The sequence below is a fragment of the Stieleria sp. genome (assembly GCF_041595215.1).
In the GTDB taxonomy this organism is placed as follows: domain Bacteria; phylum Planctomycetota; class Planctomycetia; order Pirellulales; family Pirellulaceae; genus Stieleria; species Stieleria magnilauensis.
In genome coordinates, this window is record NZ_JBFHKV010000957.1 from 1 (window position 1) to 3,357 (window position 3,357).

The window sequence follows — 3,357 nt, forward strand, 5'->3', positions numbered from 1 at the left end:
ATGTCTTGACGGCCATCGCCGGAGAAATCGGCAACGAAGCTGAACATGCTGTTGCTGGGACTTTCCGCGGGCGGCAAAGCGATCGGTTCATAAAACGCGTGAGAGCGTTGAAAGTCGGGACCTTCATACCAAAACGGTCCGGCGACCACGTCCAAGTCTCCATCGCCGTCGATGTCACCGCACGAAACGCCGTCGCAGTAATACAGGTCGTTCAAGACCAGTCGCTCGAATCGGATCGCATCACCGGACGTGGGTTGCGACGGAGCCGGCGGTTGTTGCGCTGCGACAATCGCTATCGAGAAAACCAACCAACAAAGCAGGGTCAGTGCACGCGTCATCTCAAAGCCTGGCAGAAAGAAGCGGATCAAAGCGGCCCATCATACACCGCGAATTTGACACGCGGGGTCGCAATCAATCGCGGAGTCTGAACCGACGGGCTATAGTGCTACGCAGAACCATTTCAGGTGAACAGTCGGGAGGAGATCAAACAGACATGTTCGGGTTGTTCGGCTCCAAGCCACCCCTGACGACTCGCCAGCGGGCCGAGTTGGAATTACTGATGCGACGCATCGTCCAACGCATCGGCGAATCAACGGTGCAAGAAACGGAAATGGTGTGCGAGTTAGGCCAACTGTCATTGGATCTTGCCGACGAAGAATCGCTGCTGCTCAGTGCGGCGGCGGAAGTCCGGCGCCGGATGCAGCTGACCGACGCCAATGTTCAACTGAAAATCGTTCGGGATGATTCCATCGATGCGGCAGCCGTCTACATGCTCGGCGATCCCGCGACCATTTTGGTCGGTGATGCGACGCTGCAAGATCCCCTACGCAGCGTGGTGGCGCTAGCACATGAGTATTCACACCATCTTTTACTTGGCAACGGAGAAACCACGCGATCGAACTCGGATGAACGACTGACCGATCTGATTCCAATCTGTTTCGGTCTCGGGATCTTACAGAGCCACGCAAGTTCGTATTTTCTATCCTGGACCGTCGGCGAATCAAATGCGTTCGCCGCGTCCAAGATGGGCTATCTGAACGCAGAGGAAATCGGATACGCGTTGGCGTTGCTGGCGCGCTGTCGTGGCGAGACCGCACCGGATTGGATGCGTCGGCTGCGTGACGATTCCAGAGTCACGATGAAACGGGCCCAGCGATATTTCCGCGACCACCAACGAAGCGGCGGACAGATTCTCTTTGACGCCGGCCAGATCCCCGACCTGCCGTCGTCACAGGGAAAGCTGTTGAACTGGATCCAGGGAGACGACCCAACGTTTGCGTTGGCCGCGATGTGGCGGTTGGCCGGAATGGACTCGTTCGACACAGCCACGATCGACGTCTTGTTGGCCGCGACCGAATCGTCCGATCGTGACGTCGTTCCGATGGCCATCACACTGCTGGCAGGCACCGAACACCATGACCAACGCGTCGTCGTGCAGTTGACCGCTTTGATGGGAGATCGACGCCCCGGTGTCGCGATCGCTGCGATGAGAGCGGCGTATGCGCTCGGGATCGACCTGTCGGATCACATCGGCGAAATGACAGCGTTGCTGGACGATCCGTCCGTGGATTTTGCCGCAGTCGTTCAGCTGATCGGCCAGCTGGAAGAACAGGGGCAACGCGCCGATGCCGCGATCTGTAAACATTTGGCGCGATCGATCAGGAATTTGGAGGATGAAAAGACAGACATGTTGCTGCGTTGCCTGCGCAGCATCTGCACCGACCCTGCCGCAACGATCACCAAACTGATGCCTCAGATGGACCAGGAGGAGGCCCTTCGCTGGCTGCAGCGCAGACACTAGGGAGCAATCCGACGCCCGCGGTTGAATCGCGGCGACTGTTCGCCTTGTCGATGTGGGATTATCGTGGTCAGCCTCTCACCTTGATTCACCTTCGCTCCCATTTTGACCGCTGATGATTGACGCGTTTACCAATACAGCCCGCTTTGTCTCTGCCCTGACCCTCCTCACAGCGTTGGCCGCATCACCCGGCAGCGTCAGTCACGCCACCGATTGGACGATTCCCGTCGCCGGCAATGCGTTTCAAACTGCCCCGAACCCGGGCGGTCGAGGTTTTCGGCGAGATGCATCGATCGCCTGGTCCGATCCGGACCAGATCTATACGGTCTTCTTTCGGGTGGATCGCCCCGCTGTCTTGGAGCTGGCGATTCGAGCACGTGTCGCTGACGGTCCGAGCAAGTTGGCCGTCCGCGCCGCTGAACAAACCTTCAACGCCGCGATCCAATCGCCGGACTTCTCCGTCAACCCGGTCGGGCAGATCGAAGTCCCCGAGGCCGGTTACGTCCGCGTTGATCTGCAAGGGATCGAGCGTGGTGGAAGCACCTACGCCGACATCAGTGACGTGATCGTCGCATCGGAGACCGACGGCCTGTCGCTGGACTACGTGAAGTCCAACGCGGGCAACATGTTTTACTGGGGGCGTCGTGGTCCTTCGGTGCATCTGCGTTATGAAGTCCCCCGCGATCAAACGCTGCAATACGCCTACAGCGAACTCACCGTCCCCGAAGGCCAAGACCCGATCGGTTCCTACTTCATGACCAACGGTTTCGGTGAAGGTTATTTTGGGATTCAGGTCAACGGTGCAAACGAACGTCGCGTCCTGTTCTCGGTCTGGAGTCCCTTCAAAACTGACAACCCGCGTGACATTCCCAAAGACCAACAAATCGTGATGCTTGCCAAAGGCCCCGAGGTGCACGTCGGCGAGTTCGGCAACGAAGGCTCCGGCGGCCAGAGTTATCTGGTCTACCCGTGGAAGGCCGGGACGACCTACCGTTTCTTGACCGAAGTCCGACCGGACGGACAGGGGAACACGATTTACACGTCGTGGTTCGGAGACAAAGCCCGGCAGACCTGGCGATTGATCGCAAGCTTTCGACGTCCCCAGACGGACACGCACCTGACGGGATTCCACGGATTCCTTGAAAACTTTTCGCCGACCCACGGGCACATCGAGCGTCGTGCAAACTACGCGAACGTTTGGGTGCGCGACATCAACCAGCAATGGCATGAATGCACCCGCGCGCGATTCTCGGTCGATGCAACCGGCCGGGGTCGTCACCGCTTGGATTTCACCGGCGGTGCCGATGGCGATCACTTCTTTCTACGCAACTGCGGTTTCTTTGACGAAACGGGTCGACCGGGCGAAACCTTCACCCGCAGCTCCACCTCCGACGCGCAGCCGGAGATCGATTTCGACGCGTTACCGCGGGGCTGAGGCCGCTGGTGTCTAGGCTCTAGCCGATCCTCCACTAGCATTTCGCCGCACCATGGTTTTCGGTTAGGCGGTAGTGGACGAGGCGACGAGTCCTTGCCAAGATGCCGACTACACAGGACTCGTC

Annotated in this window: 2 protein-coding genes and 1 pseudogene; 2 read left to right on the forward strand and 1 reads right to left on the reverse strand. The window is 58.8% G+C overall.

The window, feature by feature from the left end; genetic code table 11:
- Positions 1 to 338, reverse strand: a pseudogene (locus ABX749_RS26775) (hypothetical protein); the annotation flags it as partial.
- Between the two features lie 155 nt (positions 339 to 493).
- On the opposite strand from ABX749_RS26775, the gene ABX749_RS26780 reads away from it, so the two are divergent.
- Entirely contained in the window at positions 494 to 1,801 is a 1,308-nt protein-coding gene (locus ABX749_RS26780) for a hypothetical protein (protein WP_372898702.1), read from the forward strand.
- Positions 1,802 to 1,913: 112 nt separating this feature from the next.
- Positions 1,914 to 3,233, forward strand: coding sequence for a DUF3472 domain-containing protein (locus tag ABX749_RS26785; RefSeq protein WP_372898703.1), 1,320 nt, complete (start codon positions 1,914 to 1,916; stop codon positions 3,231 to 3,233).
- Positions 3,234 to 3,357: the final 124 nt, after the last annotated feature.

Bases quoted from the DNA above. Each gene is read 5' to 3' on its own strand.
- ABX749_RS26785 (WP_372898703.1), top strand. From the start codon at position 1,914: ATGATTGACGCGTTTACCAATACAGCCCGCTTTGTCTCTGCCCTGACC.
- ABX749_RS26780 (WP_372898702.1), top strand. From the start codon at position 494: ATGTTCGGGTTGTTCGGCTCCAAGCCACCCCTGACGACTCGCCAGCGG.